General features: G+C 63.8%; 8 protein-coding genes. 5 read left to right on the top strand and 3 right to left on the bottom strand.

The window, feature by feature from the left end; all coding sequences use genetic code 11:
- Window positions 1-239 precede the first annotated feature (239 nt).
- From NKI10_RS22955 to NKI10_RS22945, 3 genes are all read left to right on the top strand, one after another.
- Window positions 240-818, top strand: coding sequence for a cytochrome b (locus NKI10_RS22955; protein WP_352862073.1), 579 nt, complete (start codon window positions 240-242; stop codon window positions 816-818).
- A gap of 68 nt (window positions 819-886) precedes the next feature.
- Window positions 887-1,462 carry a YceI family protein gene (locus tag NKI10_RS22950; RefSeq protein WP_352625077.1) on the top strand — a complete coding sequence of 192 codons (576 nt, stop codon included), beginning with the start codon at window positions 887-889 and terminating at the stop codon, window positions 1,460-1,462.
- 78 nt (window positions 1,463-1,540) lie between these two features.
- Window positions 1,541-2,527 (top strand): Gfo/Idh/MocA family protein, encoded by a 987-nt coding sequence (locus NKI10_RS22945; protein ID WP_023681380.1) that lies wholly within the window; start codon window positions 1,541-1,543, stop codon window positions 2,525-2,527.
- A gap of 85 nt (window positions 2,528-2,612) precedes the next feature.
- On the opposite strand, the gene NKI10_RS22940 is transcribed toward NKI10_RS22945, so the two are convergent.
- Complete coding sequence (locus NKI10_RS22940; RefSeq protein ID WP_245261692.1) at window positions 2,613-3,461, bottom strand: alpha/beta hydrolase; 849 nt, start codon at window positions 3,459-3,461, stop codon at window positions 2,613-2,615.
- A gap of 53 nt (window positions 3,462-3,514) precedes the next feature.
- Window positions 3,515-3,880 (bottom strand): VOC family protein, encoded by a 366-nt coding sequence (locus tag NKI10_RS22935; RefSeq protein WP_023672270.1) that lies wholly within the window; start codon window positions 3,878-3,880, stop codon window positions 3,515-3,517.
- Between the two features lie 147 nt (window positions 3,881-4,027).
- Here NKI10_RS22935 and NKI10_RS22930 point away from each other — a divergent pair, with 147 nt between their 5' ends.
- Together NKI10_RS22930 and NKI10_RS22925 are read left to right on the top strand one after the other, a co-directional pair.
- The gene (locus NKI10_RS22930) at window positions 4,028-4,336 is read left to right on the top strand and encodes a hypothetical protein (RefSeq protein ID WP_023681378.1); all 309 of its coding nucleotides are present in this window, start codon (window positions 4,028-4,030) and stop codon (window positions 4,334-4,336) included.
- 32 nt (window positions 4,337-4,368) lie between these two features.
- The gene (locus NKI10_RS22925; RefSeq protein WP_023672268.1) at window positions 4,369-5,259 is read left to right on the top strand and encodes a sigma-70 family RNA polymerase sigma factor; all 891 of its coding nucleotides are present in this window, start codon (window positions 4,369-4,371) and stop codon (window positions 5,257-5,259) included.
- 30 nt (window positions 5,260-5,289) lie between these two features.
- Here NKI10_RS22925 and NKI10_RS22920 read toward each other — a convergent pair whose 3' ends face one another.
- On the bottom strand, window positions 5,290-6,018 hold the full coding sequence (locus NKI10_RS22920; RefSeq protein WP_023672267.1) for a GntR family transcriptional regulator: 729 nt from the start codon (window positions 6,016-6,018) through the stop codon (window positions 5,290-5,292).
- Window positions 6,019-6,055: the final 37 nt, after the last annotated feature.

The raw sequence follows: 6,055 nt of genomic DNA, 5'->3' as shown, positions 1-6,055 counted from the left end.
AACCATCGCCGGTCCTCCGGCGGACAAGAAAACTGTCACCCATGCTATCGGTCCATTCTGTTACCTATCTATCCGGTTCGGACAGTTAGCCACCCTCCCCCTTGTGGGGAGGGCCGATCCGCGTAGCGGATCGGGGTGGGGGTCTTCGTAGGGCGACACCCCCACCCCGTCGCTTCGCGCCGACCCTCCCCACAAGGGGGAGGGTGGAAGAAAGCCCATCTGCCATTCGTTCACCAACCATGCCGGCATCCATCACCAACAACTCAACCCGCTACGGCTGGGCGGCGATCGTCCTCCACTGGCTGATCGGCATCCTGTTCATCGGCCAGTTCATGCTCGGCTTCATCATGGTGCGGTTGACCAGCCAGCGCACCGCCTTCGAGCTGATCCAGCTGCACAAATCCTTCGGCTTCCTGCTGCTCGGCCTCCTTATCCTGCGCATTGCCTGGCGGCTCGGCAATGCGGCCCCGGCCTTGCCGGCCTCGGTCGGAGGCCTGGAGCGTCGGACGGCGCCGCTGGCGCATCTGGCGCTTTATGGCTTCCAGCTCGCGCTGCCGCTGTCCGGCTGGGCACTGGTTTCGGTGTCGATGCTGGAGATCCCCAGCATGCCGTTCAACCTTTTCGTGATGCCGAACCTGCCGCTCGGCGTGTCCGACGAGGCGGAAAACTTCTGGGCGGTAGCACACTGGTATCTCGCCTATGCCGGCATTGCCTTGGTTGCGCTGCATGCGCTGGCGGCGCTGCGGCATCATTTCTGGCTGCGCGACAGCGTGCTCACGCGCATGATCACGCCTTCGTCAGATCAGGACATGGAATAGCGCGCGCCGCGCATTCGTTCATTGGAGTGAGGGCGCAACACTTCGCCTGCCCCAGAAGGACAAAACCCATGTATGCGCGCATCTTCGGATTGGCGGCTGTTGCCGCTTGCCTTGCCATGCCTGTCTCCGCCGCTGTGGACCTCGGCGACGCCGCCGGCAGCTACACGGTCAACCGGGCCAGCTCCAGCATTCGCTTCTCCATCGGCAAGGTCGGTGGCGGCGGCCTCGACGGCGCCTTTGGCCGCTTCAAGGGCTCCATCCGCATCGACAACAGCGATGTCGGCCGTTCCGCGGTCAACTTCACCATCTATCCCGAAAGCGTCGGCACCGGCCAGGGCCGCATCGACGCCTTCCTGCGCTCCGATGCGGTGTTCGACGTCGCCAACAGCCCCGAAATCCAGTTCCGCTCGACCAGCGTAACCCGAACCAGCGACACCACGGCGCTGGTCAGCGGCCGGCTGACGGCGCGCGGCAAGACGTTTGCGGAAAAGTTCACTGCCGAGCTCGGCGGGCTGAAGGGCGGCGTCATTAAATTCCACGTCACCGGCAAGGTGCTGCGCTCCCGGTACGGCATGGATGTCGGCACGCCGATCTATTCGAATATCGTCAATTTCGACATGACGCTAACGGGCAAGCGAGGCTAGCAGGACCAGCGATCCGCATTGGCTTTTCCTGCAATTTCGGGCAAACCTCCTCGCCTGTAAATCGATAGGAGAAGCCTGATGTTCCGATGGGGTGTTTTGTCGACGGCCAAGATCGGCCGCGAGCAATTGTTGCCGGCAATCGTCGAGGCCGAGAATGGCGTTTTGTCCGCGATCGCCAGCCGCGACCTGTCGAAGGCCGAGGCCCTGGGCGAGCGGTTCGGCGCCAGGCATGCCTTTGGTTCGTATGAGGAGCTGCTCGCTTCGAAAGACGTCGACGGCGTCTACATCCCGCTGCCGACCTCGCAGCATGTCGAGTGGACGGCCAAGGCCATCGAAGCGGGCAAGCATGTGCTGGTGGAAAAGCCGCTGGCGCTCGACGCCAAGAATATCGCACCGCTGATCAAGCTGCGCGACCAGAAGAAGGTGCTGGTCTGCGAGGCCTTCATGGTCATCTACCACCCGCAATGGATCAAGGTGCGCGATCTCATCGCCGATGGCGCCATCGGCCGGCTGCGCCATGTGCAGGGCGCCTTCTCCTATTACAATGTCGATCCCACCAACATGCGCAACCAGCTCGATCTCGGCGGCGGCGCGCTGCCTGATATCGGCGTCTATCCGACGGTGTCGACGCGGTTTTCGAGCGGCAAGGAGCCACTGCGCGTGCAGGCGACGATCGAGCGCGACAAGAAATTCGGCACCGACATCTATTCCTCGATCCGCGCCGATTTCGGCGATTTCGAACTGTCCTTCTATCTGTCGACGCAGATGGCGGCGCGGCAGGTGATGGTGTTCCACGGCGAGAAGGGTTTCATCGAGGTGTTCTCGCCGTTCAATGCCGGGCTCTACGACCATCACCGCATCGAATTGCACAACCAGAACCATACGGAGGCGCAGGTGTTCCGCTTTCCCGGCACGCAGCAATACCGGCGCGAGGTCGAGACGTTTGCCAGGGCGGCACAGGGTGGCAAGGAGCGTGTCTTCACGCTGGAGGAGTCCGTGCTCAACCAGAAGGTCATCGACGCCATCTTCCGCGCCGGCGGCAAGGAAGGCTGGGAGGCCGTCTGATACAGCAATCTTAGCGGGTAATTTCATGGGAGAAGGGCGTCCGCATTGTGCATGCGGACGCTCCTTTCCTGTTGAACTGACGATCTCACGCGCCTCTGAGCGTCAGGTGCAAGGTCTCGGCGAAGCGGTCGGGATAGGGCGCAAAGCCCATGTGGTCGCCGGGGAAGGCGGCGCGCTTGCTGCCGAGCCCGTCGGCCAGCGCCTTGCCCATGCCGTCGATCGGCTGGCCGATGGACTCTTCGCCGATGCCGACCACGACCGGGCGGCCGCGCAGCGCCTCGATATCAGGACGGTAGAGCGACAGCGGCATGACGCCATGCGCCAGCCAGTATTCGAAATTGCCGCTGACCCTGGCAAAGGTCTCGGCCTCCTCGGGCGACGGTTCGAACGAAGGCGGTCCGTCCTGCGGCCCGGCTTCATCCTGACCCGGCCCTTCCGACAGGCTGTTCTCGCTGAAGAATTTCTGCATCGCCGCCTCGACACCCTGGCTGCGATAGGTGTCGTGCAGGTCGCGCATGCCGGCCAGTGACGGCGACGGGTCGTCGAGCAGCATCATGCTGGGCGGCTCATGCGCCACCAGTGCACGAACCCGGCCGGGATGGCGGGCGGCGAGGTTGAGCCCGATCTGGGCGCCGCCGCTGGTGCCGAACACATAGGCCGGTCCGGCGCCAAGCGCCTCGATCAATCGCGCGGCATCGTCGCCATGGACATCGAGGTCCTGCTCTTGCGGCTCTCCGTCGAAGGTGCTGCGCGAATTGCCGCGCGGATCATAGGCGACCACCGTGTAGCGGTCGGCGAGGTGGCCCGCGACATCGGCGAAGACGCCGGCGTCCTGCGGTCCGCCGGGGATTATCAACAGTACGGGGCCGGAACCGCGCATCTCATAATAGAGGCTGGCGCCCGGTACTTTCAGCGTCGACGTTTGGGGGGTCATGTCCATCTCTCCTGTTGTTCTCATGTCAAAGTTCGGCTTTGCGCCGGGTCCGATCATTTGCTGGCGACAACCATGCGGTTGCCCTCGCTGTCGCGGAATTCGGCGACTGTGCGGCCCGGCTGCCAAGGCGCTTCCTGCGGCTCGGTGATGATTTCGACGCCGCGCGCCTTCAGGCCCGCGACCGTTGCCTCGACATCGCCATCAACGAGCACCAGCACGGGCTCAGTGCCCGGCGTGTCATCGGGGCGTTTGACGAAATGCAAATTGGTGACGGCGCCGGGAAATGTCAGCTCGATCCAGCGCCAGCCGCTGTCGCCCATCAGCTGGTCCTCCGCCACTTGGCAAGCAAGATGTCCGGTGTAGAAGGCCTTGGCGCGGTCCTGGTCGAACACCGGCAATTCGGCAAACTGGATGTGCATGATGGGTCTCTCCTGCTCCTGGACGGCTGCCGCGCAGCCGTCGACGGGAAAGACGATCCGGACGATCGAAAAGATTCGCCGGGCGACGAATCTTTTCGAGGCCGCGAAACGTCTTCTCTGTGCAGAGTTGAAAAACAGGAGACGACAATGGGCTACAATCTCATCCGCTACGGCGTGAAGGACGAAAGCATCGCCGAGAACCGTATGCTGGTTGCACAGGTGTTCGAGGCACTCGACGACACGAAGCCGCAATCCGTGCGCTACCTCGTCCTGGAACTGGAGAATGGCGAGTTCATCCATCTTGTCAGCCAGGATGGCGACGGCCTGACGGGGCTCGCAGCCTTCAAGGCCTTCAGCGCCGATCATGCCGGGCGCCGCTCGACGCCGCTTGCCAGATCGCCGGCAAAGATCGTCGGCAATTATCGTATGCTGGCCGGCGAGGTCGTGCCGGCTTGAATGCAAAGACCGGCATTTTGGGAACGGACAGGATGAACACAGCAAAACTCGACCGCGTTGCCCTGGAGGCGATGCTCGGCGCCTTGCGACCGAAGCTGCACCGCTACTGCGCCCGCATGGCCGGCTCGGTGATCGATGGCGAGGACATCGTCCAGGAGACACTGATCAAGGCACTGCAGGCCATCGACGGCGACGCCACCGTTGGGCGTCCGGAGCAATGGCTGTTCCGCATAGCCCACAATGCCGCGCAGGATCATCTGCGCCGGCGCCAGCGGGAGCAGGCGCGCATGAGCGAGACCGACATGACGACGATCGAAGACCCCTCCGCAAGCGCCGATGCGAGGCTCGCCACCGCCGCCAGCCTGCGAAGCTTCATGCAGCTGGCAACAGTGCAGCGCAGCGCCGTGATCCTTGTCGACGTGCTTGGCCTCAGCCTGCACGAAACCTGCGAAGTGTCCGGCGCGACGCTGGCCGCGACCAAGGCAGCGCTGCATCGCGGGCGGTCGCAGCTGCGCCTGCTGGCGTCACAGGACGAGCAGGCGCCTGCCCCAAAGCTCGACGCCGACGACGAGCGGCGCCTGCGCCGCTATGTCGACCTGTTCAACGCGCGCGACTTCGACGCCGTGCGCGCGTTGATCGCCGAGGATATCCAGCTTGAAGTCGTCAACCGCACCCGCATGCGCGGCAAGGCGCAGGTTTCCAACTATTTCGGCAATTACGACCGTGTCCAGGACTGGGCGCTGTCGCTCGGCTTCGTCGACCGCAGGCCGGCCATCCTGATCCGCAACCCGCAAACGGGAGATGACGCCGTGCGCGGCTTCATGCTGGTCGACTGGCAGGATGGAAAGGTCAGCCATATTCGCGATTTCCGCTACGCGCCCTATTGCCTTGCCGATGCGGACATCCGCTTCATCGACGAGTAAGCATCGGCCAGAGAGCGCGGACTTCGCGCCTCAGGCGAAGCTTTGCAAATTGGCGTCCTGCAGCTTGGAGCCGGCGAGCAAGGCCTCGAGCACCTGCTTCTTGAGCGACAGGCACTGCGAGCGGGCAAGCTTTGCGATGGCCGAGACTTCGGCCAGCTCGCAGGCAAGCACCAACTCCTTCTGCTGGCCGATGATCGCTTGCGTGAAGTCGCGCGATTTGAAGCCGAGATGGAGGACACGCTCCGACTGGTCGAGCGTTTGGTCGAGCAGGCGAACCAGCCGCAGATTGCCGGAGAGTTCAGCCAGGGCCAGGCGAAAGGCGCGGTCGGCCGCCAGAAAGGCGACATGGCTGCGCAGCGTCTCCGGCTTCAGCACCTTCTGCGCCGCCAGCCTGATGTCGTCGAGCCCGCGTTCGGTGAGGTTTGCCGCGGCCACCCGGAACACTTCCGGTTCGATCAGGCTGCGGAGGTCGAAGATCTCGTTGACATCGCGCAGGCTAAGCGGTGCGATGACATAACCGCGGCGCGGCTCGCTCTTGATCAGCCCTTCCTGCGTCAGGCGGGCCAAAGCCGAGCGGATCGTCGCCTTCCTGATCTGGTAGCGGTCGCCGATCTGCTTTTCGGTCAGGCTTTCGCCGGGTTGCAGGACGCAGGCGACGATGTCGCTCTTCAGCTGCTCATAAGCTTCCTCGCTGCGCAATATGTCGGCGGTCGACGGCGCCTTGACGGCGGACGGTGACACTGATTTCGGAAGAGCCATATCTGCCTGCCCGTGTGGTCTGCCCGCGTGGTCTGCC

Source organism: Mesorhizobium sp. M0802 (genome assembly GCF_040320115.1).
Classification (GTDB): domain Bacteria; phylum Pseudomonadota; class Alphaproteobacteria; order Rhizobiales; family Rhizobiaceae; genus Mesorhizobium.
Note: the sequence above shows the minus strand (reverse complement) of the source record. Positions and strands in the feature narration are given on the sequence as shown.